40 protein-coding genes and 1 tRNA gene are annotated in these 24,176 nt (G+C 36.8%); 10 read left to right on the top strand and 31 right to left on the bottom strand.

All coding sequences use genetic code 11. The features are described from left to right. Nucleotide 1: 1 nt before the first annotated feature. From AB1467_06965 to AB1467_06955, 3 genes are all read right to left on the bottom strand, one after another. Nucleotides 2–346, bottom strand: coding sequence for a hypothetical protein (locus tag AB1467_06965; protein MEW6295993.1), 345 nt, complete (start codon nt 344–346; stop codon nt 2–4). A 62-nt stretch (nt 347–408) separates the two neighbouring features. Further along, complete coding sequence (locus AB1467_06960; protein MEW6295992.1) at nt 409–723, bottom strand: hypothetical protein; 315 nt, start codon at nt 721–723, stop codon at nt 409–411. 111 nt (nt 724–834) lie between these two features. Continuing rightward, nucleotides 835–1,368: a pyruvate ferredoxin oxidoreductase subunit gamma gene (locus AB1467_06955; protein ID MEW6295991.1), complete on the bottom strand. Its 534-nt coding sequence runs from the start codon at nt 1,366–1,368 to the stop codon at nt 835–837. Between the two features lie 177 nt (nt 1,369–1,545). Here AB1467_06955 and AB1467_06950 point away from each other — a divergent pair, with 177 nt between their 5' ends. The 4 genes from AB1467_06950 (at nt 1,546) to AB1467_06935 (ending at nt 4,375) form a co-directional block, all read left to right on the top strand. Continuing rightward, nucleotides 1,546–2,301 carry an FAD-binding oxidoreductase gene (locus tag AB1467_06950; GenBank protein ID MEW6295990.1) on the top strand — a complete coding sequence of 252 codons (756 nt, stop codon included), beginning with the start codon at nt 1,546–1,548 and terminating at the stop codon, nt 2,299–2,301. 69 nt (nt 2,302–2,370) lie between these two features. Then, nucleotides 2,371–3,099: an FAD-binding oxidoreductase gene (locus tag AB1467_06945; GenBank protein ID MEW6295989.1), complete on the top strand. Its 729-nt coding sequence runs from the start codon at nt 2,371–2,373 to the stop codon at nt 3,097–3,099. A gap of 10 nt (nt 3,100–3,109) precedes the next feature. Beyond that, nucleotides 3,110–3,739, top strand: a complete 630-nt coding sequence (gene scpB, locus AB1467_06940) for an SMC-Scp complex subunit ScpB (protein MEW6295988.1) — start codon at nt 3,110–3,112, stop codon at nt 3,737–3,739. A gap of 93 nt (nt 3,740–3,832) precedes the next feature. Next, entirely contained in the window at nt 3,833–4,375 is a 543-nt protein-coding gene (locus AB1467_06935) for an arginine decarboxylase, pyruvoyl-dependent (GenBank protein MEW6295987.1), read from the top strand. Here the strand turns inward: AB1467_06935 and AB1467_06930 are convergent. Next, complete coding sequence (locus AB1467_06930; protein ID MEW6295986.1) at nt 4,370–4,828, bottom strand: Hsp20/alpha crystallin family protein; 459 nt, start codon at nt 4,826–4,828, stop codon at nt 4,370–4,372. The genes AB1467_06935 and AB1467_06930 overlap by 6 nt on opposite strands. After that, nucleotides 4,825–5,529, bottom strand: a complete 705-nt coding sequence (gene rnhB, locus AB1467_06925) for a ribonuclease HII (protein ID MEW6295985.1) — start codon at nt 5,527–5,529, stop codon at nt 4,825–4,827. The genes AB1467_06930 and rnhB overlap by 4 nt, the downstream gene beginning before the upstream one ends. A 77-nt stretch (nt 5,530–5,606) precedes the next feature. Between rnhB and AB1467_06920 the strand changes: the two genes are divergently transcribed. Together AB1467_06920 and AB1467_06915 are read left to right on the top strand one after the other, a co-directional pair. Then, a complete protein-coding gene (locus tag AB1467_06920; protein ID MEW6295984.1) occupies nt 5,607–5,864 on the top strand; it encodes a 50S ribosomal protein L35ae in 258 nt (85 codons plus the stop codon). A 244-nt stretch (nt 5,865–6,108) separates the two neighbouring features. Next, nucleotides 6,109–6,396: an NYN domain-containing protein gene (locus AB1467_06915; protein MEW6295983.1), complete on the top strand. Its 288-nt coding sequence runs from the start codon at nt 6,109–6,111 to the stop codon at nt 6,394–6,396. Nucleotides 6,397–6,535: 139 nt separating this feature from the next. Here the strand turns inward: AB1467_06915 and AB1467_06910 are convergent, their stop codons facing one another. Then, a complete protein-coding gene (locus AB1467_06910) occupies nt 6,536–6,838 on the bottom strand; it encodes a hypothetical protein (GenBank protein ID MEW6295982.1) in 303 nt (100 codons plus the stop codon). A gap of 45 nt (nt 6,839–6,883) precedes the next feature. Then, a complete protein-coding gene (locus tag AB1467_06905; protein MEW6295981.1) occupies nt 6,884–7,873 on the bottom strand; it encodes a hypothetical protein in 990 nt (329 codons plus the stop codon). A gap of 109 nt (nt 7,874–7,982) precedes the next feature. On the opposite strand from AB1467_06905, the gene AB1467_06900 reads away from it, so the two are divergent. Next, nucleotides 7,983–8,519: a hypothetical protein gene (locus tag AB1467_06900; GenBank protein ID MEW6295980.1), complete on the top strand. Its 537-nt coding sequence runs from the start codon at nt 7,983–7,985 to the stop codon at nt 8,517–8,519. 23 nt (nt 8,520–8,542) lie between these two features. On the opposite strand, the gene AB1467_06895 is transcribed toward AB1467_06900, so the two are convergent. Continuing rightward, entirely contained in the window at nt 8,543–8,767 is a 225-nt protein-coding gene (locus AB1467_06895; protein ID MEW6295979.1) for a hypothetical protein, read from the bottom strand. Between the two features lie 240 nt (nt 8,768–9,007). Between AB1467_06895 and AB1467_06890 the strand changes: the two genes are divergently transcribed. Then, nucleotides 9,008–9,298: transfer RNA gene (locus tag AB1467_06890), tRNA-Arg, on the top strand. A gap of 100 nt (nt 9,299–9,398) precedes the next feature. Here AB1467_06890 and AB1467_06885 read toward each other — a convergent pair. Further along, the gene (locus AB1467_06885) at nt 9,399–9,575 is read right to left on the bottom strand and encodes a hypothetical protein (GenBank protein MEW6295978.1); all 177 of its coding nucleotides are present in this window, start codon (nt 9,573–9,575) and stop codon (nt 9,399–9,401) included. 357 nt (nt 9,576–9,932) lie between these two features. Here AB1467_06885 and AB1467_06880 point away from each other — a divergent pair, with 357 nt between their 5' ends. Next, complete coding sequence (locus AB1467_06880; protein MEW6295977.1) at nt 9,933–10,766, top strand: site-specific integrase; 834 nt, start codon at nt 9,933–9,935, stop codon at nt 10,764–10,766. 34 nt (nt 10,767–10,800) lie between these two features. Here the strand turns inward: AB1467_06880 and AB1467_06875 are convergent, their stop codons facing one another. The 9 genes from AB1467_06875 to AB1467_06835 form a co-directional block, all read right to left on the bottom strand. Further along, nucleotides 10,801–10,989 carry a hypothetical protein gene (locus AB1467_06875; GenBank protein MEW6295976.1) on the bottom strand — a complete coding sequence of 63 codons (189 nt, stop codon included), beginning with the start codon at nt 10,987–10,989 and terminating at the stop codon, nt 10,801–10,803. Between the two features lie 141 nt (nt 10,990–11,130). Further along, nucleotides 11,131–11,298 carry a hypothetical protein gene (locus tag AB1467_06870; protein ID MEW6295975.1) on the bottom strand — a complete coding sequence of 56 codons (168 nt, stop codon included), beginning with the start codon at nt 11,296–11,298 and terminating at the stop codon, nt 11,131–11,133. A gap of 18 nt (nt 11,299–11,316) precedes the next feature. Then, nucleotides 11,317–11,538 (bottom strand): hypothetical protein, encoded by a 222-nt coding sequence (locus AB1467_06865; GenBank protein MEW6295974.1) that lies wholly within the window; start codon nt 11,536–11,538, stop codon nt 11,317–11,319. A gap of 94 nt (nt 11,539–11,632) precedes the next feature. Continuing rightward, nucleotides 11,633–11,770 (bottom strand): hypothetical protein, encoded by a 138-nt coding sequence (locus AB1467_06860; protein MEW6295973.1) that lies wholly within the window; start codon nt 11,768–11,770, stop codon nt 11,633–11,635. 14 nt (nt 11,771–11,784) lie between these two features. Next, nucleotides 11,785–12,636, bottom strand: coding sequence for a hypothetical protein (locus tag AB1467_06855; GenBank protein ID MEW6295972.1), 852 nt, complete (start codon nt 12,634–12,636; stop codon nt 11,785–11,787). Between the two features lie 50 nt (nt 12,637–12,686). Beyond that, nucleotides 12,687–12,962 (bottom strand): hypothetical protein, encoded by a 276-nt coding sequence (locus tag AB1467_06850; protein ID MEW6295971.1) that lies wholly within the window; start codon nt 12,960–12,962, stop codon nt 12,687–12,689. A gap of 27 nt (nt 12,963–12,989) precedes the next feature. Beyond that, entirely contained in the window at nt 12,990–13,481 is a 492-nt protein-coding gene (locus AB1467_06845) for a hypothetical protein (GenBank protein ID MEW6295970.1), read from the bottom strand. After that, nucleotides 13,447–14,841, bottom strand: coding sequence for a hypothetical protein (locus AB1467_06840; protein ID MEW6295969.1), 1,395 nt, complete (start codon nt 14,839–14,841; stop codon nt 13,447–13,449). The genes AB1467_06845 and AB1467_06840 overlap by 35 nt, the downstream gene beginning before the upstream one ends. A gap of 48 nt (nt 14,842–14,889) precedes the next feature. Then, nucleotides 14,890–15,327, bottom strand: a complete 438-nt coding sequence (locus AB1467_06835; protein ID MEW6295968.1) for a hypothetical protein — start codon at nt 15,325–15,327, stop codon at nt 14,890–14,892. 81 nt (nt 15,328–15,408) lie between these two features. On the opposite strand from AB1467_06835, the gene AB1467_06830 reads away from it, so the two are divergent. After that, nucleotides 15,409–15,825 (top strand): hypothetical protein, encoded by a 417-nt coding sequence (locus tag AB1467_06830; protein MEW6295967.1) that lies wholly within the window; start codon nt 15,409–15,411, stop codon nt 15,823–15,825. Between the two features lie 2 nt (nt 15,826–15,827). On the opposite strand, the gene AB1467_06825 is transcribed toward AB1467_06830, so the two are convergent. Genes AB1467_06825 through AB1467_06765 form a run of 13 tightly spaced genes read right to left on the bottom strand, consistent with a single transcriptional unit; the run spans nt 15,828 to nt 24,014 of the window. Beyond that, on the bottom strand, nt 15,828–17,276 hold the full coding sequence (locus AB1467_06825; protein MEW6295966.1) for a hypothetical protein: 1,449 nt from the start codon (nt 17,274–17,276) through the stop codon (nt 15,828–15,830). After that, entirely contained in the window at nt 17,276–17,425 is a 150-nt protein-coding gene (locus tag AB1467_06820) for a hypothetical protein (protein ID MEW6295965.1), read from the bottom strand. Before AB1467_06820 ends, AB1467_06825 begins: the two co-directional genes overlap by 1 nt. 8 nt (nt 17,426–17,433) lie before the next feature. Next, nucleotides 17,434–17,796, bottom strand: coding sequence for a hypothetical protein (locus AB1467_06815; protein ID MEW6295964.1), 363 nt, complete (start codon nt 17,794–17,796; stop codon nt 17,434–17,436). 24 nt (nt 17,797–17,820) lie between these two features. Next, the gene (locus tag AB1467_06810) at nt 17,821–18,768 is read right to left on the bottom strand and encodes a phage tail tube protein (protein MEW6295963.1); all 948 of its coding nucleotides are present in this window, start codon (nt 18,766–18,768) and stop codon (nt 17,821–17,823) included. Beyond that, nucleotides 18,769–18,930 (bottom strand): hypothetical protein, encoded by a 162-nt coding sequence (locus tag AB1467_06805; GenBank protein ID MEW6295962.1) that lies wholly within the window; start codon nt 18,928–18,930, stop codon nt 18,769–18,771. 21 nt (nt 18,931–18,951) lie between these two features. Further along, the gene (locus tag AB1467_06800) at nt 18,952–19,380 is read right to left on the bottom strand and encodes a hypothetical protein (GenBank protein MEW6295961.1); all 429 of its coding nucleotides are present in this window, start codon (nt 19,378–19,380) and stop codon (nt 18,952–18,954) included. A gap of 43 nt (nt 19,381–19,423) precedes the next feature. Next, nucleotides 19,424–20,269, bottom strand: a complete 846-nt coding sequence (locus AB1467_06795; GenBank protein ID MEW6295960.1) for a hypothetical protein — start codon at nt 20,267–20,269, stop codon at nt 19,424–19,426. 23 nt (nt 20,270–20,292) lie between these two features. Beyond that, nucleotides 20,293–20,613, bottom strand: a complete 321-nt coding sequence (locus tag AB1467_06790; GenBank protein ID MEW6295959.1) for a hypothetical protein — start codon at nt 20,611–20,613, stop codon at nt 20,293–20,295. 7 nt (nt 20,614–20,620) lie between these two features. Further along, entirely contained in the window at nt 20,621–20,887 is a 267-nt protein-coding gene (locus AB1467_06785) for a hypothetical protein (GenBank protein ID MEW6295958.1), read from the bottom strand. Then, complete coding sequence (locus tag AB1467_06780; GenBank protein ID MEW6295957.1) at nt 20,887–21,123, bottom strand: hypothetical protein; 237 nt, start codon at nt 21,121–21,123, stop codon at nt 20,887–20,889. Before AB1467_06780 ends, AB1467_06785 begins: the two co-directional genes overlap by 1 nt. A 44-nt stretch (nt 21,124–21,167) precedes the next feature. After that, entirely contained in the window at nt 21,168–22,304 is a 1,137-nt protein-coding gene (locus AB1467_06775) for a hypothetical protein (protein ID MEW6295956.1), read from the bottom strand. After that, a complete protein-coding gene (locus tag AB1467_06770) occupies nt 22,304–23,611 on the bottom strand; it encodes an HK97 family phage prohead protease (GenBank protein MEW6295955.1) in 1,308 nt (435 codons plus the stop codon). Before AB1467_06770 ends, AB1467_06775 begins: the two co-directional genes overlap by 1 nt. Next, entirely contained in the window at nt 23,604–24,014 is a 411-nt protein-coding gene (locus AB1467_06765; GenBank protein MEW6295954.1) for a hypothetical protein, read from the bottom strand. Before AB1467_06765 ends, AB1467_06770 begins: the two co-directional genes overlap by 8 nt. Nucleotides 24,015–24,176 lie beyond the last annotated feature (162 nt).

Below are 24,176 nucleotides of genomic sequence, written 5' to 3'. Positions count from 1 at the left end.
ATCATTTTCTTTGCGGGTTTTTATATTGATTCAAAAATTTTAATGCTTCCCGCAGTGTTTGATTCAGTTCAATTAAAAGCCATTCAGATTTTTCGTACAGTTCTGCGTCAAGTGTTGCTTCCCCTACTTTATGCAATTTAGCGTAATCACTTCTTAAGTTTTTAATCAAATTTATTCCTTCTTTAAGTTCCTCAACATTTAAAATTATTTTTTTATTTTTATACAGAGCTAACAAATCTTTAAACGTATCATAGTCTTCATAGCTTTTTTTAGAGTATTTTTTTGCTATTTCAGCTAGCAATCTTTCCATTTTTTCTTTAGGAAATTCCATTTTTCTTTCTCTCATAAATTGTCTTTTCTTTTTTGATTTCTCTTTTTAATCTAAAAGGCTTTAATTTCTTCATTTTCTCACTCTATTTCTTTTTTCATTTTTTTGGCTGGAACTTGAGGTTTTATGACGCGCTTGTCCCTAAATTTTCCTTTTTCGCCGTACAATTTTGTTACTATTTTTATTGGCTTATCTCCGCCGTTTACGCCATGCGGTTTATTGAATCTCCTTAGGGTTGCTGATTCCCTGTAGCCTTCTTCATCATAAACTTTTGTCACTTTGGTTCTATTTCCTAAGCTTTGAAGCAAGTCTTTTCTTGTAGTCTTTTTATAATATTTTCCAGTATACCCATCATGTTTAATTATGGGGTGGCTTCCTTCCAATGCTCTCTCCATTGCTTTTTTGCTTAACCGCCTTTTAATAAAGACAGGAATTTATACCACCTTTTTTAATTTTCATTTTTTTATCTCCATAATTTTGGGGCCATAGCACTTTTTTAAAAAGGGCTATTTCTTCACCTTTTTGTAGCATTCTTGGATTGCTTTAATGTTTTTTTCTGCTATTTCGCCTTTGAATCTTTCTTGGATTGCCCTTTCAATGGATTCAATTTTCACTATTTCTGTGACTTTTGAGAGAGCCCCCAAAAGCACAGTGTTGGTGATTGGCCTGGAAAAGTATTTTACTGCTATTGCTGTGCCGTCAACTGAGAAAACATTTTTTGTTTTGAATAATTTTTTTGCTCCATCAGAGGAATTGATTATAATTATGCCTTTTTCTTTGAGGCCTGATTCAACGTTCACTGAAGGGAGAATGGTTTTGTCTGTTACTACAACAATGTCTGGCTCTGCAATCTCTTCATGCAGTTTGATTGGGGCTTCATCTATCCTGCAATAGCTTGTTACAGGAGGCCCTCTCTTCTCTGATCCGAAGAAAGGGAAGGCTTGAGTGAATTTTCCTTCATAGCTTGCAGCAAATGCAAGTAATTCAGCTGCAGTTACAATCCCCTGCCCTGCCCTTCCATGAAACCTTACTTCAATCATATCTTTATAATTCACCCGAATTCTGCTTTGAATTCTTTTTTGAATAACAATTAAGATGCCTGAACATTTAAAAAACTTGCCAAATTGTCTTAACCAATTACGTCAAACGCCTAATGAATATTTTTTTGCAGGATAACCCTTAAATATAATTGAAAATGCTTTTTTTTAGTGGTATTCATGGAGTTTAATGGAAGGATTCTTTCAATTCAGGACTGCATTGATGCAGGAGAGGTTTTTGCTCGGATCATTAAAATTGAGGCACCCCAAAGTTTTGATTTCAAAGCAGGCCAGTTTGTAATGGTCGCATTCCCTAAATTCAAGCTTCAAGGAAAAAATGAATTGAAGTGGAGTGCTTTTTCTGTTGCTTCAAGCCCTCTGCAAAAAGGATTTATTGAATTGTGTGTTGATGGCTCAATTAAAGAATATTTGAAGGTTAATGACTTCCTTAAAGTGAGGGGGCCTTTTGGAGACTTCACCTTGAACGAGGATTTTGTTGAGGCAGCATTTATTGCAATGGGCTCAGGAATTGCTCCAATGATTTCAATGGTCAGGACTCTCTGCATTAAGGGAATAACAAAGCCTTTCTATCTCTTTTTTGGCTCAAAAAATCATGCTGACTGCTTTTACGAGAAGGAATTGGAGGAATTAAGCCGAGGCTTATGCAATAATTTTTCTTTTATTCCTGTGAGGAGCGAAATGGAATTCTATTTTGGTAAATGCAATGGCTTCCTGCAGGACGAAATAAAAGGCTTTAATTTCAGGAATCCCAGGAATATTATTGAGGCTTATGTTTGCGGCAACCCGCAGATTGTTCCTATTGTAATTGAAGAATTGAAGAAAGAAGGATTCAAGGAAGACAGGATTCATTCAGAGATACAAGACAAGCGCTTTCATTACTCCTCCAGTTACTGCTTTAATCTTGTTTACAGTTGAGTTTTCAATTGTTTTTCTCCAATAATCTTTTATATTCAAATTATTATTTGTTTTATTGGTGTAATGTTTATGGATTTTGATGGAAGGGTTCTCTCGATTCAGGACTGCGTTGATGCTGGAGAGATATTTGCGAGAATCATAAGGATTGAGAGGCCCAAGGAATTTGATTTCAAGGCAGGGCAGTATGTTACTATTGCTTCCCCTCAATTTAAGTTTCAAGGAAAAAATGAATTGAAGTGGAGTGCTTTTTCTGTTGCCTCAAGCCCTCTCCAGGAAGGATTCATTGAATTATGCATTGGAATAATGCCCGGAAAAGGCTTAACGAATTTCATTAAAGAAAAACTTAAGGTTAATGACTTCCTTAAAGTGAGAGGCCCTTTCGGAGAATTCATCTTAAATGAGGATTTTGTTGAGGCAGCATTTATTGCAATGGGCACAGGAATTGCTCCAATGATTTCAATGATAAGGACTCTTTCGCTTGAAGGCATCACAAAACCTTACTATCTGTTTTTGGGTGTAAGGAATCCCTTCAGGTGCTTTTACATGAAAGAATTACAGGAATTGCATGACAAGTTCTCAAATAATTTTTCTTTTGTGCCTGTAATGAGCGACCTAAAATGCGAGTGGACTGGATGCAAGGGTTTTGTGCAGGATGAAATAAGGAAGTTTAATTTCAGGAATCCCAGGAATATTATTGAGGCTTATGTTTGCGGCAACCCGCAGATTGTTCCTATTGTAATTGAAGAATTAAAAAAGGAAGGATTCAAGGAAAACAGGATTCACTTCGAAAAATACTGAAGGCAAAAAAATGGAATTAGAAGAAGAAATGCAGCAAATGCCTGAAAGAGCAGAAGGCACTGAAGAAAAAGCAGGAAAAGAAGCAGAGGAAAAAGGCGCACTGAAGGAGTTAATGCGCAAGCCTGAAAACATTTCCAAGATTGAAAAAATGAGGAAATTGATTGAGGCTACACTCTTCATGTCCCCAAAGCCTGTTTCAATTGAAGAAATCTCCAAGGTTGTGAACAACAAGAATTTGGCTCTCCTTGAAGGAATCCTTTCAGGGCTAATTGAAGAATACAATCTCAGGGATTCTGCAATTGAAATAGTAAGGGAGGCAGACGGCTTCAAGATGAAGATAAGAAAAGACTTCGAGCAGAGCGTAATGCATTTGGCCGGAACAGTACAATACAGCAAGGCAGTAATGAAGACCTTGGCTTACATTGCGTACAGGCAGCCTGTCAAGCAGTCCCAGGTAATTAAGTTCAGGTCAACCAAGGCTTACGAGGAAATCAAGCTCTTGGAAGAGAAAGGCCTTATCTCCAAAGAAAAGAAAGGCGTTACATATATAGTTCGCACTACAAAGAAGTTCCTTGAATACTTCGGCGAAGACTCTGTAATGCTCAAAGAAAACCTCGAAAGAGAAGAAAGCACTCAATAATTTTTCCAATTTTTTTCCTGATAATTACATTTTTATTTTTATCGCGGAATATTTGTTTATTTGTTTTTTGTGTGGGAGAAAATCGATTGAAAGATGGTTCCAAAAAAGCTTTTTTTCACTAAGGGCGTTGGAATTCATAAAGAAAAACTGACTTCTTTCGAGTTAGCCTTGAGGAATGCAGGCATAGAGAAATGCAATTTAGTGAAGGTATCCTCAATCCTGTCTCCTAACTGCAAGATTATTCCTAGAACGCAGGGAGTGAATGAATTAAAGGCTGGGGCAATTACTTTCTGTGTTTTAAGCGAGAACTGCTCCAATGAGCCTTCAAGGCTGATTGCTGCAAGCATTGGCTGTGCTGTCCCCAAGGACAGGAACAATTACGGTTATCTTTCTGAACACCACTCCTTCGGCCAGACAGACCAGGTTGCAGGCGATTACGCTGAAGATATTGCTGCCTCAATGCTTGCCTCAACATTGGGAATTGAATTCGACGAGAATGCTGAATACGACGCAAAGAAAGAGCAGTGGAAGATCAGCGGAAAAATTGTTCGAACAATGAACATAACCCAAAGCGCTGTAATACCCAAGTCAGGGAAATGGGTTACAGTAATAGCAGCAGCAGTTTTCATATTATAGCTTTTTTTCTACTTTCATTTCCAGTATTCCGTTATTCAAATTCATCTTGAGGCTTTTTGGTTCAACTGGTTTTTCGAAGGGGAATTTTTTGCTGTACTTTAATTCTTCGCTTATTACTGTCACAATAAGGTTTTTTTCGTTCAAGTCTATTTTCAGGTTCCTGCTCTCGATTGCTGCATTGAATCCTAATGTAATAAAGAATTCTCTTTCTGTTTCATCAAGGGTTGATAATGGCTCGTAAAGACACTGGTTTAATTCAGGCCTTTTCTCTTTGCTGCTTGAATCAAATTTCTGTATTAAAGGGTTATTGTTATTATCAAAGGAGATAGTGAATCCCATTACTGCATCTTTCTCTCCTTCTTCTGCCATTGAGTCAACCATTTTTTCCAGCAGTGACTCCATTTTCTCGAAGTCGAAGTACAATTTAATCATTTTTTTTTGCGGTTCATTCATTTTACTGCCTCACAATATTGAAGCAATTTCTTCTGGAATAATTCGCTGCTTATCCTGCTGCTTGTGTCCCAGGATTTCCTTGAGAATGCTGGAAGGCTTTTTTTTTCTTTCATCCATTTCTTGAGGAAGGAAATTGTTTTTTCGTCGTGGCTGTATCCTGAGCCAATGTTTCCGTGGATTTTGGCGAGTTTCTCTATTTCTTTGTCCCTTTCAACTTTTGCTATGATTGATGCTGCCCCTACAATAGGGTAATTGAAGTCTGCTTTATGCTCTGCTTTTATAATGCAATTAAATGAAATATATTTTTTTATTCTTTTTGCAAAATTTTCTTCTATTAGGTCAGGGGCATCAACGTATACAACCTCAGGCTTCTCTTTCAGGTTGTTCAATAAAAAACCAATCCTCATTGCCTCTATTTCATTCAATGACTTCCTGTCCCTCAGCCTGTCAATTTCTTCCGGCGCAATGTGAACTGAATTGAATTCCTTTACTAATGCCTTCAGTTTTTTCAGGCATTCCTTTCTCTGTTTTGCTGTAAGCAGTTTGGAGTCTTTTACTCCAATCTCCCTTAATTGGTCTTCGAATTTCTTTTCTATGCATGCCACAGCTAGCACCATTGGGCCAAGGCAGGGCCCTCTGCCTGCCTCGTCTATTCCTGCCACAAGCATTTTTTTTCCCTCGTAATTCTGCAATTCTGCCAATAAAATGAATTATGGGTTTATTTTATTAATGTTTCTCTGCCTAAATTTTTTTTGCAATTTTTTTGGGTTGATTCAAAATGCACGGAATAATAAAGAATTTCAGGGGAGGCCGGAAGACTCAAAGGCCGAACCAGATAATAATTTACGTTGAAGGCATTGACTCAAGGGCAAAGGCTTCTTCTCTGATTGGAAAGAAAGCCAAGTGGAAGACTTCCTCTGGAAAAATAATTGCAGGAAAAGTAACCAGAGTGCACGGGGACAACGGCGCAGTAATAGCCCGCCTTACAAAGGGCCTTCCAGGCATTGCAATAGGAACAAAAATTCGAATTGAGTAATGGAATTTTTTTATTGTTTGAGATATTTTGAGAGAGAGTGGTTTTTTATAATGGAAAAAACTGAACGAATAATTATATTTATTGATGGAAGCAATTTCTATCACAGCATTATAGACACTTTTAATTTGCGTGACAGTGAAATAGATTTTAACAAACTAATAAAAATTCTTAAAAATGACGGATTGCTTATCGGCGTGTATTATTATAATGCTTCTTTGGATAGAGGCTATAATGAAAAAGTTTATTGGAAGCAGCAAAGCTTTTTCTCAGAGTTGAGAAAAATACCTGGATTTCATGTTATCTGGCTACTGACATGCTTTCGTTTGCCTATGAAAACATCTATGATACTGCAATTATTGTAAGTGGCGATGGAGATTTCGTGCCAACAATAAAAAGAGTTCAAAAATTAGGCAAAAAAGTGGTGAATGCCTATTTTAGAGTCAGCAGTTCCAATTTCTTGAAAAAAGTTTGTGATTCTTCAATATGTTTGGATGACTTTATTTCTGATATTTGCTTAAAAAATAAGAATTAACCCAGTGTCGCCTAGGGGCAAGCCCTAGAGCAAGACTGGGGAACATATTAAATAAATATTATAATTGAATTGCTTTTAAACCTTTTGATTAATTTTGAAAAATGCACAAAAATCAGGATTGAATAAATTTAATTCCTAATTACTTGAATTCTTTCATTATCCTGTTGACTAGGTCTATTTCTTTTGGGCAGCCGTCGCAGGATTTTATTGCGTCCAGTAAATAGTCTCTTCTTTCCTTTGCTTTTTCGAGTGCGGGGTCAAAGGTCTTGTCTGAGCCTTTTGCCCTCCTGAGCTGCGCGTACTCTATTGCATAGCCGTCATATAATTCGTTCAATGCTTTAAGGACTGTCTCCCTGTAAGGGTCGAACCTGCCCATCCTCTTGTATGTAAGGCATTTAACACAATTCTTTCTTGCCTCGTCAATCCTCTTCTTTAATTCCATAAGTAAAAAAAAGGAATGAAAGAATTTTTAAGTGTTTTCTCCTTTTTACCTTGGCTTTAATATAATGTCCCCTGCTTTTATGTCTAATTCTTTTTCTTCTTCTACTGTTGTCTGCAGTCTGCCTTCAAAAGGCCTTTTAGGAGGCTTTGGGGGCTTGAAGCTTTCATCGTATATCTTCAGCTCGTCTTTCAGGCCTCTTTTTTCGCTGAATTTAATGAAGGCAAACAATGCAATTATTATTACTACAAGCACTCCTGCAATCCAGGCATATCTTTTTCCCATTACAATCATTCCAACCAAGGGATTGCCCTGCAATTCAACCTTGTCTTCTTTTCCTGCTATTGCCGTGTCCTGCTGCTTGTTTTTGCTTTCTATTTTGCTTATGTCTTCTTCCAAGGACGCTGTTTCAGTGCTAATCTTCTGCTGCAGTTCTGTTTTCGTGCTCTCAACGCTTGAGGCAACCTCTGTGACTGAATTGTTCAGGGAGTTTATTTCCTGGGTTTTCTGCTGCAAGGAGCTTTCTGTTGTGGTTTTCAGTTCATCTATTGCCTTGCTTTTGCTGTCTAATTCTGAATTAATGCTTGAAATCTTGTTTTCCATTTCCCCCTGAAATTCTTTTGAGAGGACTTGAATTGAGTTCAATGCAAGGCTTTTTTCTTCATTTAAATTGCTTCCATTGTAAGTGAGAATTTTCAGGTTGTGTGCTCCTTCATTGAGTCCAATAACTGAAACATATAATGTGAGGCCTGCATTGCTGTTAGGGTCATTGTCCAGGGCAAATGCCTTGAGAACTGAACCAGCAGGATTGTATATTGTGGATGAATTATTGAATGCTGTCACGATTGGAATGCCTGCTTCATCCAAGTATATTTCTGTTTTGGTGAAGGAGTCAGTTGAATTCAATTCAACTGAAAAACTCCAGTTGGTGAAGGAGGGAACTTCTGTTGGCGCAATAATGTTTGCTGCGCCTGCATTAGCCAGAATTAAGGCTAAAGCGAATGCAATCGAAGAATAGCATAGGAAGGCTTTGTTCATTTTTATATCACCCGAATTCTTTTTTCTGCTTATTTTAAAGGCTATTATTATAACGTTTTCGTGCTTTTTAAACTTATTTAATTAGGAACCCTAATACTTAAATATTTCTTTGCCTGAATTATTTAATGTAACAGCGATTTGGTGGTTGAGGATAGTTTCTTTTGAGGAAATCAAAATTAATGGCAACAATAAGACTAATTCAATGCATTTGTACACCTTTCATGAACTCAATAAATTGCACGTGAATAGGACTCTTCTTTTAAAGAGGATTTCGCCTGAACAGAGCGTGCTCATAAGCTCTAAACGAAATGAAAATTTTTCTTCTCAGGGCAAATTCGATTTCTTGGTTGAGACAGAGAAAGGCAGGCTCATAGGTTTTGAGGTCCTCACAAGGCCTTCGCAGGGGAAAATGAAATCCAAGCTCAGGTACGCAAAGCAGGTTGACGAATTTATTTTTGTACTTCCTTTTGATGCACTCTCATTCTACCAGCGCCCAAAGACAAAGGTATTCCACAAGAAATGCAGGTTGAAATTCCTGTCAAAGGAATTCAATGACCCTAAGCTTTCTGCCTGGCTGCTGGATTTAAGCGAAGGAAAATTCAAGGAAAAGAACTCCTTCAACAAAGTCTTCTGCGTGAAAAAATAGAAAATTAGAATTAAATTCAAATTTTATTTTTCTCCTTTCTTGTGCCAGAGCCAGTAAACAATCAATTGATGCGAGCGCCAATTCCCGCCTTTTTCCTTAAGGAAAGTCCTTTCCTTCTTCTCTGCAATCTTATGCGCTTCCTCTTGGACTCTAAGGCAGTATCTTTCATGCAAATACTTCTCTATTGCCTCATGCAGGCTTATTGCCTTTATTGACCTCTGCCTGCATAAGTCCCTGTCAATGAACACCCTGTTTTTCTTCCTTGACCATTCCCCTACATGGGGTTATCTCTTTAATACAATCCTGTCCTTGATCTTTCTTCCGTCGAATTCTCAAAAAATAGAATCATTATCAAATTCTATGTTTCTCACAGGCTCCCTCAAAAGCCTTGCAACCAATTCTTTTTGCTTTTGCTTTTTTTTCATAACAAAAAAATAGAATATTGCAAAAAGCTTTTTAATTCAATAAAGCACAAGTTATTATTTGAAGGGCCCGTAGCCTAGCCTGGATAGGGCAACAGCCTTCTAACCTAAGCCTATTTCAAGCAAAGCTTGAAAAGGTCTACAGTCTATCCAAAGAGAAAAAGGAGCAGGCTGTCCAAAAGAAAAAGGGTTTGCATTCTTGCCAAAGAAAGAAAAAACTTTTGATAAATAATTAATTGTTTTTCTTTTTTGGGCAACTTGTCTTTCTTTTCTTGGGATAGCTTACCACTTCTTTTCTTTTGGAAAGAAAAGAAGGGGGAGAGCTGTAGGTCGTGGGTTCAAATCCCACCGGGCCCGTACCCATTTTCTTGCAGGGAAGCCTTTTTGGCTTTAAAATTAGCGTTTTGACCTATACTGCTTGCCGTGAACTTGTTTTCGTTCATTTTTTTGGCCTGCCTTATACTTTTTTGAATTGAATGGGTTTTCTTTCTTTTTTGAGTTTGTTGTAGTCTTCCAGGAGCTTGTGGAATGCGTCTGCTTCGCTGTCATCTAAGTGAATTAATCCGAAGGTTAGGTCTTTGAATAATTTTTTGTCTGTAGGGTATACGTTCATTGTTGTTTTTTTTTCTGTCATAATTTTTTGATCTCCATATAGATTATACCTTACGTATTTATAAATGTTTCGTTTAGTATGCGTATGTTTAATTAAATTTTGTTATATATAAGTATTTAGGCTATGAATTATTTAATGTTTTCCGAACAGGACAACTCCCCTGAACTGCCTTTAAGACTTCAAGGGAGATATGCTCTCCAGAAAACAAATTTATTCTTTTTCCCCTTAATTTTTTTGACGCAATCATTAGCCCTGCGTGTTAAGTCCTCCTGCTCTCTGAGAGCGAGGCACAAGGCTAATTCTTTCGTTAAAAAACGAAACAATACATTTAATAGGTTTATTTCACGGAAAACTCAATCAGAGAGCTGGTGGCAATAATTGAAAAGCAAATTCAACGTCCTAATAGAATTCCCGTTGAACGCACAAAAAACCAAGTCAATCAAACAATCACTGTACTTGAACGCCAACAAAAACGATTTAACGGAATGGACTAAAATAGCCTCCGAAGTCAGAAAAGAAAAATACCCTCGCTCCAAGAAAGCAAAATACGGTAAACTCACAAGAGGCTTCACCTCCCCAGAACTCAAAGAATTCTTCTCTCTATTCAAACCTGAAGAATACAGATTCAAATTCTATTGCTTGTGGAGTCTTTGGTGGGGTAACAGGCAAGGAGAAACTTACAAACTAAACTTAAAAGACTTAAACATTGGAAAACAAACAGTAATAATTCACAGAGAAAAAGGAGAAAACCTACAAGAATTCAAAGTAGATGATGCTCTATGGATTGAATTGCTCAACTACCTTCAGTTATATGAAAAGGAGATCAAGGCAGCGGATGGGTTCATTTTCTTTAGTGCAAGCCGCACCCAAAAAAACAAGACAGAAAAATGCTGGACTCCAGGCTGGACGAGAAGAAAATTCCGTGAAATCACTGCAAGAAACCCAGAATTCAATTTATCATATGCTGAAAGTGAAGCATGGCATCAGAAAGCAATCAAAAGAAAATTATACCAGTACACCTTACATTCTTTCAGGTACTCTTTCGCTTACCTGGCCATAGACTTGTTTGGCGACCCTACAAAAGTAAAAGAATTAATGGGACACAAGAAAATTGACTCTACCATGCATTACATTGAAAATTACAGGCACTCGCAAGTCAAAGAATTCTCAAAAGACTTACAACAATACAGCCCGCTAAAGAAATTGCTTTAAAAATTGAATTCCATCTACTCCAAATTCTTCTGCGTTACTTTTCTCCGAAGAGTCCTACTGCTCCTGCCGCAAAACCTGCCAAAAAAGTCACTGGCAGAATGTAAGCTGAAGCTATTCCGCTGATGGCTGAAACTCCTGCAGCATTAACGAGGCCTTGCAGTACGAATCCAACGAAGAAGCCCATTATTGCTCCTGATATTGCTCCCATCCACCTAAATTTCATTTGCTTTTTCACCTCCCCTTCTATTTTCAGTAAAAGCATGATTCAGTCCATTCAATAAAGCAAAACTTGTGAACTCAACGAAAACTGGCATGAGAGAGACCTCCTGCCAAAAAAAAGAAGTCAAAAAAAATCAAGGAAATTTCAGTAATCGCCTCTCAACTTGTATTTTAGCGCCATGAATCCTGCTCCAAGCACTGCTACTGCAATGCCCCAAGAATAATTTCCTTTTTCAATTAAACTTATTCCTAAAGCAAGACAAATAACGCCTGCTCCTTCCAATGTTACATTAGTTGTTACTTCCGTCGACATAAATTTTATTCCTCCCTTTCATTTCATTATGTAACTTATAAACCATGTTGCGACTGCTGCCGCTATCGCTATGGCTCCTCCTGCCATTAACTGCACTCTTCCCATTTTTCCAATCATTTTAAGGTGGTCTTCGTCGTTGCATTTAATAGTTTCTTGCAGTAACTCTTTTATTGCCTTGATTTCATTGAAGATGTCTTTGTTAGTTATTCTTACGAACGTCTTGCTTCCGTTTTTCTTCATATTTTTTCTCCTTGAAAGGAATATTATAACTGAAATTCATTTTTGTATTCAAGATTTTTGTGCAATTCATTTTTTTAGCCTCTTAATCTTAATTTTATCTTTTAAAGCGTTTTGGGTTTCCTTGTTTGCGTTGTTTCTGGTTTGCTTTAAGTTGGACTTGCTGTTTCTGGATTTTGGTGTTCAATTCTTCAGTGCAATCAAAAATACTACAAATAAATTCTTTAAATGACATTTTTTTCTCCTTCACTAATGCCTCATCCTATAAACTTTCCATCTCCAGTAATAAGTTTGAGGGCTTGTAGTATAGCCTCTTAAACTTATAGTCCACGCTGTAGTAATCCAGTTAGCGCTCATCGTGCCTCCTGCAGTTCTTAAATCCTCCCAGTTCGCTCCTTTGCTGAACAAGCCTTCTATTCCTGCTTGAGCGTTATTATACAATAATTGATAAGCAATAAATCTTCCGTAGGCCATGCTGCCAAAATTTCCTTGAGTGCTCAAATCTAATGTATTAACCCTTAAAGTAATGAAAGAATTGTTTGCTCCGCCTTGGTGCGCTAAATCCAATTCTACTAACACATATTCGTTTGCTGTAAATTCTCCTGCAGTGAAAGTGTACGAGTCTAATACTATTTCTGTTGTTGATGTAGTGCTTCCTGTTCCTGAATGCATTAAAGTAATTGTAGAACTTTCCCCTATAATTCTTGAGTCAGCGACATCAGCAGCATCAACTGTAGTGCTCGCTTTCTCAACAAAAATTACAGCCAGCAAAATATGGTCTGCTGCCAGGTCAGGAGGGTAAGGATTTGTTGCAGCAGTTCCAGCAGTGTAATCCACTACAGCGTCAGAACCAACAGAAATAATATCATACCTGTCCAAAGTAGCGTGAGAAGCATTAACTGTTTTGCTTGTTGAAGAAACAACAACATTGCTTCTTCCAATCCTAATAGTCCCTGATGCTATATTCACTGCCATTGTTGCAGGAGTTTGAGCGCTCACAGCACAACCAGAAACAACAAAATTTCCTTTCGCAGATTCCTTAATATTGTCTATTCGGCACGCAAAAGCGTAACCGTTGTTTGCTATTTCTTCTCCTGCCATTTTTTATTCTCCTTAATTTTAATTGATTGTGAGTGAAATAAAAAACTTCCTTAAATCACTCTCGCTATAGGTTGAATTATTAAGCCAGGATTGACTTTCCTCCAAAGCCAAGGCGCTTTCCCTTCTTTTTTCATTCTATTAAATTCTTGATTCCATTTCAGTTGAGTCATCTTCCACTGATTATAATGCATGCACGAACTACACCATTCGCCTTTACCGAAATTACATAATCTTGCTCCATCATCTTTTCTTCCATCAACACTTTTACTGAAATATCCTGTTTCAGGATTCTTTCGCTTGTACTTGAAAGGACACACTTTTAACAATTGTTTTTTCCTGCTCCTCCTACCGCTTTATGCGTCTGCGAAACTCACAGTCCATCTTACGAGCATTTCAGTAGAAGAATTCACAGTGATTGAAGTAAAGCTTGCAGCGCAGTAAAGGTAACTGCCAGAACTCGCATAATACAATCCTGCTTTTTTCACTGAAGTCATTGCGCTTGGAGTAGCTGTAGCCCAGTCAGTCGCATCAATATAATATTCCACTAAAGCCTGATAGTTTGTTGTTGTATCAGGATATCCTGCTTGAAAACTTTTTCTTTTTTCGTTTCCCCCTAAGCTTGTGTCTGATGCTGTCGGAGTGCTCGCATTATCGCTTACTGCCCCCCATTGAACATAATTTGTTTGGCTCTTAAAAACATTGTCTCTGATTAAATTCACTCCTAAATTTACTGTCATGTTTTTTGTGTGTCTTATTTTCTTGAATTCTTTCTCTCCTTTTTGCCTTACAAAAATCTCGCATTCTCCTTTGCTAATTGCTCGGGTTTGTAACAAGGTTTGATCCATAAACTCCACTGCCTCCTCCGAAAAGTATCGGTTCGCTGAACAGGTGAGGTTTAGCAAAATACCATGTATTAGTTGTATTCACTGTTCTCGTTCTAATTGAAAGATTATTTGCAGGATCATCATTTCCTTTTGCTTCATCTGTAAACTGCCTTAAATAACTGATAATATCAACATCTCCTCTTTGTCCTTCCTCTAAAGCTTCAACTCTCTGGGCTAACTGAGACAAAAATTCTACTACACTGTCTTGTAATGAAGCTAACTCGTAAACTGTAATTCTACCAGAAAAAATGTTATGCTTTAATCCAACAATAATGAAAGTACCACTAATTCCTTTTTTTGGATTGCTTACATCAACTGTCTGGCCTACAGCAGGACTTAAATTAAGTCTTGTGTTCACTGTTCCTGTCTGAATTGGGTCCTTGTATTTTGCCAGAATTTGAGCAGCCAAATCTTGAGCTTCACTTTTCTTGTTTATTGTTTCATCATAAATCACTTTTTCATACACGTTTTTATATGAAGAAATTGATTCATCCTCCTGCGATTGCACAATAACTGGAGAAGAATAAGTATATTCAAAAGATAATGACACTCCGTTTCCAGGGGCTGTATTAAATACTATTTTCTTGTTTTCTTTGTTTGTTGTGTAATCGTATTCGCTTGCGCTTTTCATTCCTTCTTTGAATCCTATTTTTTCTATTCCCCCAGCCAAAACCCTAACATTTATTGGCCTGTAAGTCAAAGTGAATTCTGTTGTGCTTCCGTTTCCTGTTGCTGTTTCGGTTTTAATGTAATCTTCTCTTCCTCCAGTGATTTTAACTTTATTAATTAATTTGTCGTCTAATTTGTCGTAACGATCGTTTATAATGTTTGTTCCATAAACTAAATCTATTCCGCTGTCTGTTGTTCCAAGTTTATTGAAATGTAAGTCTTTGTTTTGGTCTACATAGAAATCACAGTTATCATATTTACTTAAATCTTTTAGTGCTTTGAATAATTGTACATTTCTGAATCTTATTTCTGTTGGGGTAGTCGTAGTAGTATAAACGTTTGTTGTTGTAATATTTGAAGCATATTTAGTAATTAAGTCTAATACAATTGAATGGATTGCAGTATTATAATAAACTTCATTAACATAAACTTTAGTTAAAATTGAAGTGTAATCCAATCCATTACAGTAAACTGTTCCTGCTTCTCTTTTCCATTTTTGAATGTAGCCCCCAAACTTTTTAGTTAAATCTTCATAAACCTCTATTTCGTAGCCGTTATTTATGCCGAAAGTTCCTGTTGCATCTCTGAAAGAACCATTAAAAGAGCCAGCGTACTGCGTTAAATTAGAAGAAATCTGTAAAGATAACGGCATTGAAACTGCAACCGAATTAATTTTCATTGAATAAGCCATTTTTTAACCTCACAATTTCATTATATCATCTGATTCAATGAATAGCAGAGAGCCTGTTTTCTTTAATTGGCTTGGCTGCTTTCTGTTAATAATAATTTTTTTGATTAGCCCATAATATCCTGTTGTATTTTCGGTGTCATCGTCTTCAATTAAAGTATAATAGTTTGCAGTAGATTGATTCTTTAATTGCTGTAATAATGATTGTTGCTTCCAGATAGAGCCAGTTGAGCCAGGGTCTTGGCCTGGATCATAAGTTCCTTTGTCCACTAAATCGAAATCAACAGTAATAACATGAATGACAGTCTTAGTATCATTAAGAGGCGGATTTAGTATTCCTTCTGCTTCGTACTGATTAATTACTTTTTCGTAGTTGTGGTCAAAATTAGTTACTACAGGGAACTTGTATTTTACTGTTGTTCCATCTTTAATTGTTACTGTTCCAGCCATTTAGCATCCTCCTTTAAAAAAGTTATTATACATTACAGTGTTTGTTCGGCCAGGTGAATTAACATAATTAAAAAAGCTTTGTTGATTGTAGGCATTATTAGTATTCTCTTCTTTATTGGGTGCACAACAAAAACCGAAAAAATGCCTGGTAATGTTATTGAATCGAGTGAAAAACCAGTAATAGAAAAAACTGAATTTAAAGGGTATTTTGAAATAACTCCTGATGGAATGCTTTACATTCAAAACCTTAACGACTTTGATTGGACTAATATTGAAGTTTCTTTTAATAGCGAGCTTTATAAGTGTAGTTCTGAGCATTTCTTTGACAAAAACAGTGGAGAAAAAATTACTAATAAAATAATTTCTTCTAATTCTATTGCGAGAATTCATATTTCTCGTTGCAGAAGCGAGGTTTCTGGTGCCAGCGCTTTTGATGCAAAACTTACTGATATCAAGATTGTTACAAAAGAAGGAACAATGCTTGAAAACATTAGTTAATTTCACCTGAATCGCCTCAGTTCATCAACAAGCTTTCTGTTCATTTTATCCAGTAAAGCGTCTTCATCAAATTCAGAAGTAATGTTTGCGTGAATGACAGGACTGAAAGTAACATTAATAATATTACCAGAAGAAGTTCTCGTGGTAGGAACAATTTTTTCTCCTCTGTGCAGCCAGTACAAGCCTTCAAAAGGAACGAATTCACTGCCAACCTGTTTTTTCGGAGGCTTAATTGTTCTAACAACTTCTGCTGCTCCAGTTAATGCTCCCCCAACAATTTTTCCTCCAGCTTCAATTCCACCCTTAATGAAATCAATCATTGGTTTGACTGAATTATAAATTTCTTCTATTTTTGTTTTGATCCCATCCCAAATTCCTTTAACTGTCTCAGCTAAACTATTCCATGCTTCAACCAAAGGATCAATAACATTTTTTTGCATCCAATCAACTACGGGCTTAATTATTTTTTCTGTTATTTCTTCATACCATTCCTTGAACCTTTCTAATACTGGGGAAATGAATTCATCATAAATGTAGTTAGCCCACGCTGTTGCCGTCTCTAATACAGCTGAACCCAAGTCAATTAAACCACTTAAAATAGGCTGAATAAAATTATCATTAATAAAAGTCCATGCTTTTCCCATCCATTCAGAAACAGCATTATAAATGTCTGAAAAGATTCCAGTGAAAACACTGAAAAGTTCACTTATTTTTGAAGTAATTGGAATAATAAAATTAGTTGAGATAAATCCAGTTACTTCTTTTATTTTATCAATAAAAGGCTGAAAAAATCCTGCAAGTTTTGGAGCAAATTCTCCAATAAAATTGTCTATTGTTTGTTTAGCTCCTGAAATCATGTCTTCTAATCCTGCCAAAATTTGTGGACCGAAAAAGAAACCTAATCCTGCTCCAATTGCTCCTCCAAGTAAAGCTCCAGCAGGTCCTCCAGGCAAGCCCAATACAGTTCCAAGTTTTGCTCCAGCTAAACCTCCAGCAACTCCTCCAACTACTGCCCCCCCTGCTCCTCCAGCTATTTCTGCTGCTTTAGTTTTTTCTGGTCTAAGTTCTTCTACTGCTTCTTTTCTTCCTTTTTGAATTTCCCTTAAACCCAAAGTCACTTTATTTACTATGCTTCCAAGCAAGTCTCCTAATGGCCTGAAAAACAACAAGAAAACTTTAATGAGTCTGTCTAAGGCAGCAGCAAATCTCGGGCTTGCTTTAGCAAACAAAGCAATTGCTCCTCCAGCAGCAGCTAATTGTACTATCATTCCTTTTAGTCCGCCTAATAAATCTTTATTTGTTTTCACTAAATCTTTCCCTATTTTAGCGTCTGCCCCCATATCAAACTGTACTTTTATTGCTTCTTGTGTTTTCTTAGGCAAGTCTTTAATGTCTTGCATGAATTTCTGGATGTCTGCCCTAAGCTTTACAATTAATTCCATTTCAGGCATTACTTTTTTCCTCCTTTGCTTGACTCGTACTCTATTCTCTTATTTCTTCCAGCAATTATTCTTGAATAATATTCTACTTCTTTTGCTGTTAATTCATCTATTTCTTTTGGCTTCCAGCCGAATTTCTCTGAAAAAATTTCTTTCAGCATCCAGTCAGCTATTTCGATGTCAAACTCTCTGTTTTTAAGGTTTTCTGGCTTGCCGATAAAGGAACTCCACTCAAGACTTTCTGCAAACCCATCCGAAAATCCATCTCACCTTCTAATTTTTCAAATATGTTATCCACTGTTTTTGCTGGCAAGTCATCTAATGATTTAATTTCTGGGTTGCCGAAAATTAAGTGTTCCATTAAAAAATGTTCTCTGAATGCTATGAGTTCATCAAATGCTTTTTCGCTGTCTTCGATTTTACTGAGTTCTATTACTTTTTTCAGCCAGTCTTTTCTTTCTTTGTGTGTTGGCTCCTTTAATTCAATTAATTCTTTTTTTTCGTTTAATTCAATTTCTATTTTAATACTCACTTACATTACCTCCAATTAATTTTTTTACCAGGAAGCACTTGGAATATCATCTTTTGTTACAATTGAAACCGTTCTGTGTTCAACTGTAAAGTCTTGAACTATGAGCCCTGCTACTGCGATAGGCCTTGAACATTCAGTGTAATGGCAGTCAGTCATCGTTATTTGAATTTGTCTTGTTATTGCTGCATTAACTACATTTAATACTGTAGTGAATCCATCAAAGTCTGCTGTAGCTGGAGCTGTTCCAGTGTTAGTTCCAGTCAAGAACCTGCTTCTTTCTTTTATGTCAGTGAAAGCCATTGTGAGCCTGCTCGTATAATCTCTGCCTTCCTCTAAGTAATTGTCTGGAAGAAATGAACCGAACTTGTCTATTGAACTCAAATTGTGTGTTATAGTCCACTCGAATGCTCTTGGCTGAGCTATAGTATCAGCTCCTACTGTTAATGATGCTAAACCGTAACCCATTGTGGGCAAATTGTCTGTTATTGCTGTTGAAGCTATTGTGCTTGTTGCCACTGTTTTAGCTAAGCCAGAAGCTCTTATTGTTACTACCCCGCCCAAGCTTAAAGCAATTGTTAGTTCGTTTACTTTTACTCCAGCGTAAGTTTCAACGTCATCAGTTGTTTCATCCAAGCCTACTTCTACTGTAAAAGATGGCAAAGTATCTGCAAGGCTGAAAGTATGAGTGTAAGGATCTGCTACCCCTGAATGACCCACTGAACCTAAAGCGTATTCTATCAGTCTTCCGTTCTGGTATTCTCCTTCAAAATCTAATCTGAATCTAAAATTGCCTATTTGTATTTGGTCTAAGTCTCTGCTTGAAAATCCTCTTGATTTAATTATTTCGTTTGTTCCAGCTGTAGTAGTGCCTGTAACTATTCCTATGTCTTTAGTGCAAGCTACTGGCGTCCCGTAAGTTGTTTCTTTTCCTATTAAAACATAAGCGTTTTTTAGTCCTCCATAGTTTACCATTTATTTCGCCTCCTTTTTAGTTTTTATTTCCTGAAAGTCTTTATTTCTAAGAATTCTTTCAGCTAACTTGGAGTCAGTTATTTCAACTGCTTCTCCTTTAGGAAAATGAATATCATATTTTGGAAGGCTTACTCCACCTTTTACGTGTTTAATTAAAACCATTTTTTTGTTCACCTCTTTTTTTTACGTTAATAATTCTCCGTACTTGATTAATTGTATTTCTACAACGTAATGCCAGTAACCAGGATAGTTTTCAACGAATCTGCCTCCATTCCATTTCATTATATCCCACCCCGTTGCAGTTTTTCTTTTCAAGTGAATTATTCTTTTTATTTCTTCTACTGCATTGACTGCATGGCTTCTTGAATGAGTTGTTCTTAAATCAATTGAAACGGGCTGAATTCTGTCAACGTAATTGTATCCTAAACTTATGGGGTTTTCTGTTTCGTTTGATGGATCGTATACGCTAACTTGAGTTTTATTGGAGGTTAGTCCTCCAATTGTTTTTCTTTCATCGCTCCTAAAAAAATCAGGTGTAATTGAATCAGTATTTGAATTATTCCAGTTAGTTTCAAGAACTGATAAAACTGTCTCTAAATAATCTGTTGCCATTTCTTTTTCACCCACTCACTTTTTTTATTTTTTAATTAAAATTTTATCTTGCTGGAATAAAAAATTCCGCTCTTCTACTCAAAATTTCTTCTGCGTCTTTCTTCCATTGCTCTATTTTATTGCTTAAAGGCAGGTTGGTTGTTCCTGCTGGAGTTAGAACTCCCCTGTCTTCTGCTGCAAGTAATTCTGCTGCCACCATTTTCGTGCATGCTTCTTCTATGTCTTGCGAGCAAGAATAAACGTAATCATTGTCTGAATGCGTTGATGCTGTCGTATTGTATGCTCCTCTTGTACATCCAGTGAAAGTAGTTGAAGTTTTTCTTGTGTAAAGAATTTCTTCGTCGTTTATTCTAATCCATCCTCTTATAGGAAAACCTTTAGTTGAATCTACTGTAATTGTTGTTGCTACTGCTGTCAGTGCTCCATTTAATTGTGTTTCAAAGCCTCCATTATAACGATAAGTTATTTTTACTCCTAATGGCTTCAAAGAATAATGAGCTTTCAAGTACAGTATTCCTTTATTGTAGTCCAACCAGTAATCGTTGTTTCTTCCTTCTGTTTTTACTCCAAGCCATTCCTCCCATGCTGTTCCAGTCCATAATTGAAGTGAATCTCCTTCGCTTGCAGTTAATTGTTGAATGTTTCTGTGGTCTAATCCAATGTAAGTGCCTAAATAGCTGTCATAAGAAAACTTGATGTCTCTCAATTCTTCTGTTTCTTGTGTTAGCTTGTAAGAGTGATGTAGAACGTAATCGATTTCGTTTTCTTTTTGGTGAATCAAATTAATTACTTGGCTTTGTGTTGGATTAGTGGATGCACTGAAAGCGTCCTTTAATTGAAGCAAGTTTTGTACTTTTAATGGTGTCGTGTAATGAGTTGTTATTGCCATTATCACTCACTTACTCTTAAAATTTATTGAACGCCTGCAAATCCTGTTGCTACAATGTAAACCGTGTAGGTTCCGTCCGTTCTTGCTGTAACATTTGCTCGCAGGTATTTGTGTGCTCCTACGTCTTGGTTTTCTGTTGTACCGTTAGCTGTAATTGAAGCTGAAAGAATATCGTACCAGTTTGTTCCATCACTTGAACCTTGAAATTTAATTGTTGCTCCAGTTGTAACAGAAGAAGCAATTATCGCCATGTTCACGTAAGGGTGCCCCATTGATTCAATTGAGACGCTTGCTCCTGTTGTTATAACTGCGTCTAATACTTTTTTATTAATTGGTCTGGCCATTGAGATTTCACACTCCGAAAGCCCACCAATAGCCATCTGCATCTGCTGTTGTTACTATTGTAACGTTTCCGCCTGACAATGGCAGGGTTTCATTGACTACTGGAGCGTTTGCGTCAACTGCTATTCCTTTTAATTGTAATGAAATGAATTCCACTATTTTTAGTCCTGTAACAATGTCTCCTCCTGTGTCTGCTAATCCGTTAGTGAATGTTCCCCAAGCAATTCTTTTGTTGCCGTAAACGCTTCTTCCTGAAACTGTATAAGCAAAAGCCATTACTTCTCACCTTCCTCTTCAGTTATTGCTTCCTTTAATTTTTTTGCTGTTTTCTCTATTTTTTTTCCTATTGATTCAACCTCGAAGTCCTCTCTTTTCCTGAAGAATTCCACATCTTCTTCTGGTAAAATGTTTAGTGTTTCCCCTAAATGAAATGTATAACTGTTTCCTGAAGGACACTGATAAGTATTGCCTAAAGGACCCCCTTTATCGGCTAATCTTGTGATTTTAACCATTTCTTATTACCTCCTTTGAAAAGTTAATTGAATTAGAGACCAATTTACTTGAGGTCTCTAATTTTTCCTTGGCCTGCAAACCTGTGACAGAGTAGTTCGCCCATTGTCCTGTACATTCCTTCAGTGCCTAACCTGTTGATCCCGAATGGGTCTCCTGCATTCATTCCTGCTTCAAAATACTGAGTTGGCTTTGCTATTTTTAGTCCTAATCTTGGTTTACCGTATCCTTCTGGGTCACTGGTATCCAAAAAGAAAATTCTTCCTATAGTGTCTGCTGTACAATCTTTCGAGACAATCAAAGGAACACCATAAAGTGTTGCTACGTCAATTCCTATTCCAATTCCTTCTTTTGTTTGAATTCCATTCACTCCTATTTTAGCTGTTGCTTCTCCTATTGGATTATATCTTACTTGTGTTTCGTATAGTCCTTGAATTGAAGCATAAGTGTCTTCTTTAGTTAAAATTACTGTTGTATTGCCTCCATTAGTTCTAATGTTCTGGAATGCCGTCCTCAAAATTGTGTCCGTTAAGTCTCTGTCCGTGTTACTGTTATGGTTCACGTAAGCGTCAGTCCATGAAGCTGCTGCATCCCTGTCTTGCCCGTAAATGTCTAAGTCTCCTGCTGTCTGAAGACATCCTGCAATCTCTGAATAACTTCCCATTATTCTATCCAATGATTCAAGGTTATTGCCTGCCAGAGTGTCATTATCTGTGAAAAGCATTACGTTCATCATTTCTTTGTGGTGTACTCCCATTAATGCTCTCATTTCGTCCATTGCACCAAAGGCATCATTATCTGAAATTGCTGCCTCGAATTCTTGTACTTCGCTTACATCAAAGTTGTGGGCTATTGTTTTCGGTTTAGTGCTTAATTCTGCAAAGGTTGGCTTGATTGTGTCTGGTAATGCAGCGTTTTCTGCTACGCCTCCTCCTGTAGAAGCTGCTCTTGCTGTTACTGCTCTCCATCCGTCTTTATCCCACACGAACTTGGATAGGACACCAAATGCGTTTGCTTCTTGGTTTACTTGCGTCCACACCATTTTACCGTAAACTGCATTATATACTCCTGTAGTGCTTGTTATTACTGGGGCATCTACTTTTTGAATGTATTTTGCTCCCATTGGAGAATAGTATAAGCGTTCAAGGTCTTCGATTGTTTTAATGTAGTCTCTGTATCCCATTAAAATGCACCTCCCATTGCATTTGCTATTCCTTGTTCAAAGACTTTCCTTCTTTGCTCTCTTACTTTTGTGTTTAATTGCGCCCAAGAAGGAACTTTTTCTGACTTAAATATTTGCATTAAGTCGTTTGATTCTTCTTTTTCAGGTAATCCTGCGTCAGGTCTTGGCGTTGTCGCTGTCCCTAATTCTTTCTTGATTTCTTCCATTAAAGATTTCTTGATTTCTTTTAATTGTTTTTCTGTTATTTTTACTTCGTCTTTTTCTTCTGGCACTTTTTTTGATGTAATTTCTTCGTCTACTGTCTTGGGTAAAGTTACTTTTTCTGGTGCTTGTTTTGCTGTTTCTTTCTCTTCTTTTTCTTCTTCAGGTTCTTTTTCTTCTTGTGCTTTCACTTCTTCTTCTGGTTTAGCTGAAACCTTGGCGAGAATTTCCTGTAACAAAGAAAGAATTTGCTGGTAAACTTCAGGTTTTTCTTCCTGTTTTTTTTCTTCCATATTTTTTACCTCCATTGATTTTCCGTATGATTCTTGCATTGCTGGACCTGAACCGTGAGCCCATCTCCCTGGATCATGCCATAATGCTCCGCATACTTTGGCTGGGTCTGATGCCCATGATTCAGCTCTTTCAATGCATTTATCCCACCAGTTTTTTGGTGGTCTATCATTCTTATCAAAAGAATAATAAGCGTCATCAAATTTGTTCATTTTTTCACCTTCTACTTGCCTCATTATTGTTGCACAATAGGCTTTAGGATTGCCTTTATTCTTGTTTTTTGATACACAGTCATCAAAGTCAGTGTATCCTGCAAAAGGCTTTTTTATTTCTAAATCGCTTTTTGCTATATAATTAATTGATTCAAATACTGCTTCTGGGTTAGCTGGCTTTTCTACTACGCTGAATTCATAGCCTTCCAAGTCTCTTAGGATCAGTTCTGGTTTTCCTTTATAGAAGCCTAAGTCTTGTTTTAGGCTTGCTCCTCCGAATGATACTCCTTGATATTTTCCTGTTTTGATTTTTTCCCATGTTTCGTCTTCTAATTTGTAGTCTTTTCCAATTATTCCTGTTAAAAGAATTGCTGGCTTGTCGTTTTTTTCTGTGAATTCGTAGTTTACCCATTTTCCTACTTTTTTGTTTGAATGCGAGTTCATTATGTCTGCTCCTCTCTTGAATATGATTGGCATTATTGGCTTGAATTCTTGTATTGGAATTCTTTCTCCTTGATTGTCTGTTATGTCTACTGAACCGTATGCAGTGAAAATTCTTTCGTCTTCGTTTAATATTTCTGTTAATGGATATTGTTCAGTCATATGAATCTTGACTTTTAAAGTGAGTGATTGCTTCGTCTATTGCTGGCCTCAAAAAAGGTTTTTCTTTCATTCCTTCTTTTTCTATTTTTTTTGCTATTGCAAACGCAGTACTTGCTATTTCTTTTTCTGTTTTGCTTAATTTTCTTTCAACCCATTTCTCTAACCATTTAGAATACATTGGATGAGGGCTTGTTCCGAATTCAATGAAGACAGCGTAAGGCGCTGAATAAACAATTTTCTTTTCTAATAGTTCTCTTTGAATGTTTGCTTGCTGTAACATGAATCCAGTGTCAATTGAACCGTTTTTTATTATGTTTTCTTGTGATTTAGAAAAAATATAGTCTGCTAATTCGTTCATCCATTCGTCTATAATTAGGTTTAATTGTTGTTCTGTGTCTGGCATTTAAGGTTCCTTTTTTGAAAGAAAAAATTGGGTAGGACTAACAGGATAAGCGGGTAGGCTGAACCTGTTATTCCCACCCGCTTTCCTTTTTTTAAAGCTTATCATTAGATTTTACTCTAATGATAAAGATCAAATTAATTTAATTTAGAGCGTGAGCGAAAT

The organism is Candidatus Diapherotrites archaeon (genome assembly GCA_040755695.1).
Taxonomy (GTDB): domain Archaea; phylum Iainarchaeota; class Iainarchaeia; order Iainarchaeales; family 1-14-0-10-31-34; genus JBFMAK01.
The sequence above is the reverse complement of the archived record's forward strand: the minus strand, read 5'-3'. Positions and strand labels throughout refer to the sequence as shown.

Bases quoted from the DNA above. Each gene is read 5' to 3' on its own strand.
- AB1467_06965 (MEW6295993.1), bottom strand. From the start codon at position 346: ATGAGAGAAAGAAAAATGGAATTTCCTAAAGAAAAAATGGAAAGATTG.
- AB1467_06960 (MEW6295992.1), bottom strand. From the start codon at position 723: ATGGAGAGAGCATTGGAAGGAAGCCACCCCATAATTAAACATGATGGG.
- AB1467_06955 (MEW6295991.1), bottom strand. From the start codon at position 1,368: ATGATTGAAGTAAGGTTTCATGGAAGGGCAGGGCAGGGGATTGTAACT.
- AB1467_06950 (MEW6295990.1), top strand. From the start codon at position 1,546: ATGGAGTTTAATGGAAGGATTCTTTCAATTCAGGACTGCATTGATGCA.
- AB1467_06945 (MEW6295989.1), top strand. From the start codon at position 2,371: ATGGATTTTGATGGAAGGGTTCTCTCGATTCAGGACTGCGTTGATGCT.
- scpB (MEW6295988.1), top strand. From the start codon at position 3,110: ATGGAATTAGAAGAAGAAATGCAGCAAATGCCTGAAAGAGCAGAAGGC.
- AB1467_06935 (MEW6295987.1), top strand. From the start codon at position 3,833: ATGGTTCCAAAAAAGCTTTTTTTCACTAAGGGCGTTGGAATTCATAAA.
- AB1467_06930 (MEW6295986.1), bottom strand. From the start codon at position 4,828: ATGAATGAACCGCAAAAAAAAATGATTAAATTGTACTTCGACTTCGAG.
- AB1467_06920 (MEW6295984.1), top strand. From the start codon at position 5,607: ATGCACGGAATAATAAAGAATTTCAGGGGAGGCCGGAAGACTCAAAGG.
- AB1467_06910 (MEW6295982.1), bottom strand. From the start codon at position 6,838: ATGGAATTAAAGAAGAGGATTGACGAGGCAAGAAAGAATTGTGTTAAA.
- AB1467_06905 (MEW6295981.1), bottom strand. From the start codon at position 7,873: ATGAACAAAGCCTTCCTATGCTATTCTTCGATTGCATTCGCTTTAGCC.
- AB1467_06885 (MEW6295978.1), bottom strand. From the start codon at position 9,575: ATGACAGAAAAAAAAACAACAATGAACGTATACCCTACAGACAAAAAA.
- AB1467_06875 (MEW6295976.1), bottom strand. From the start codon at position 10,989: ATGAAATTTAGGTGGATGGGAGCAATATCAGGAGCAATAATGGGCTTC.
- AB1467_06870 (MEW6295975.1), bottom strand. From the start codon at position 11,298: ATGTCGACGGAAGTAACAACTAATGTAACATTGGAAGGAGCAGGCGTT.
- AB1467_06865 (MEW6295974.1), bottom strand. From the start codon at position 11,538: ATGAAGAAAAACGGAAGCAAGACGTTCGTAAGAATAACTAACAAAGAC.
- AB1467_06860 (MEW6295973.1), bottom strand. From the start codon at position 11,770: ATGTCATTTAAAGAATTTATTTGTAGTATTTTTGATTGCACTGAAGAA.
- AB1467_06855 (MEW6295972.1), bottom strand. From the start codon at position 12,636: ATGGCAGGAGAAGAAATAGCAAACAACGGTTACGCTTTTGCGTGCCGA.
- AB1467_06845 (MEW6295970.1), bottom strand. From the start codon at position 13,481: ATGGATCAAACCTTGTTACAAACCCGAGCAATTAGCAAAGGAGAATGC.
- AB1467_06840 (MEW6295969.1), bottom strand. From the start codon at position 14,841: ATGCCGTTATCTTTACAGATTTCTTCTAATTTAACGCAGTACGCTGGC.
- AB1467_06835 (MEW6295968.1), bottom strand. From the start codon at position 15,327: ATGGCTGGAACAGTAACAATTAAAGATGGAACAACAGTAAAATACAAG.
- AB1467_06825 (MEW6295966.1), bottom strand. From the start codon at position 17,276: ATGCCTGAAATGGAATTAATTGTAAAGCTTAGGGCAGACATCCAGAAA.
- AB1467_06820 (MEW6295965.1), bottom strand. From the start codon at position 17,425: ATGCTGAAAGAAATTTTTTCAGAGAAATTCGGCTGGAAGCCAAAAGAA.
- AB1467_06810 (MEW6295963.1), bottom strand. From the start codon at position 18,768: ATGGTAAACTATGGAGGACTAAAAAACGCTTATGTTTTAATAGGAAAA.
- AB1467_06805 (MEW6295962.1), bottom strand. From the start codon at position 18,930: ATGGTTTTAATTAAACACGTAAAAGGTGGAGTAAGCCTTCCAAAATAT.
- AB1467_06800 (MEW6295961.1), bottom strand. From the start codon at position 19,380: ATGGCAACAGATTATTTAGAGACAGTTTTATCAGTTCTTGAAACTAAC.
- AB1467_06795 (MEW6295960.1), bottom strand. From the start codon at position 20,269: ATGGCAATAACAACTCATTACACGACACCATTAAAAGTACAAAACTTG.
- AB1467_06790 (MEW6295959.1), bottom strand. From the start codon at position 20,613: ATGGCCAGACCAATTAATAAAAAAGTATTAGACGCAGTTATAACAACA.
- AB1467_06785 (MEW6295958.1), bottom strand. From the start codon at position 20,887: ATGGCTTTTGCTTATACAGTTTCAGGAAGAAGCGTTTACGGCAACAAA.
- AB1467_06780 (MEW6295957.1), bottom strand. From the start codon at position 21,123: ATGGTTAAAATCACAAGATTAGCCGATAAAGGGGGTCCTTTAGGCAAT.
- AB1467_06775 (MEW6295956.1), bottom strand. From the start codon at position 22,304: ATGGGATACAGAGACTACATTAAAACAATCGAAGACCTTGAACGCTTA.
- AB1467_06770 (MEW6295955.1), bottom strand. From the start codon at position 23,611: ATGACTGAACAATATCCATTAACAGAAATATTAAACGAAGACGAAAGA.
- AB1467_06765 (MEW6295954.1), bottom strand. From the start codon at position 24,014: ATGCCAGACACAGAACAACAATTAAACCTAATTATAGACGAATGGATG.